Here is an 879-nt window from a genome sequence, read left to right on the forward strand (position 1 = left end):
GCGTTGGTTTGGAAACAATGGGCTGACTGCTGCAATCTCAGCTCGCAAGCGCGGCACGCACCTCGGGGAAGGCGAGCACGTCGTCAAGCGTCTGCTTCACGCGCGCGAACATCAGCTCGAATTCGTCTTCGGTGTACGTCAGCGCTGGGGCAAAGCCGAGGATATTGTCGCCAAAGGCGCGGAACACGATGCCGTTGCCGTAGGCGGTCGCGGCAATGCGGTCGGACAGCCCCAGCGATGCGTCGAAGCCGCGCTTGCTGGCCTTGTCGCTGACAAGTTCCAGCGCGCCCAGCAGTCCGCGATGGCGCGAGTCGCCCACCAGCGGATGACTGCGTAGCGCATCCAGTCCGGCTGCGAAGGTTGCCGCGCCACGCTGCCCATTGGCCAGGATGCCCCCTTCCTCATACAGCCGCAGGACTTCCAGCGCCACTGCCGCACTGACCGGGTGGGCCGAATACGTGGCGCCGTGGCCGATGGGCGCTGCGCCGGGTGCGCCGTCGGCGATGCCGGCATAGACCTGGTCGGAGATCAGCGTCGCGCCCATCGGGACGTAGCCGGCGGTGAGGCCCTTGGCCAGCGTCATGATGTCCGGGGTGACGTCTTCGGCCTCGCAGGCAAACATGGGGCCGGTGCGGCCGAACCCGGTGATGACCTCGTCGACCACGAAGAGGATGTCCAGCTCGCGCGCGGCGTCGCGCATGGCCCTGAGCCAGCCCTTGGGCGGCACGATCACGCCGCCCGAGCCCTGGATCGGTTCGCAGAAGAACGCGGCCACATTGTCCGCGCCCAGTTCGGCGATTTTCGCGCGCAGTGCCGCCACCGAGGCGTCGATGATGCCTTGCGCATCGGTGGGATCGGCGGCGCGGTAGGGATTAGGCG

General features: G+C 67.6%; 1 protein-coding gene. It reads right to left on the reverse strand.

The window, feature by feature from the left end:
* Positions 1 to 37 precede the first annotated feature (37 nt).
* A partial coding sequence (locus AC1DO7_RS41395) for an aminotransferase class III-fold pyridoxal phosphate-dependent enzyme (RefSeq protein WP_477117590.1) occupies positions 38 to 879 on the reverse strand: 842 nt, incomplete at its 5' end.

The sequence above is a fragment of the Cupriavidus sp. 05N40 genome, from assembly GCF_056397305.1.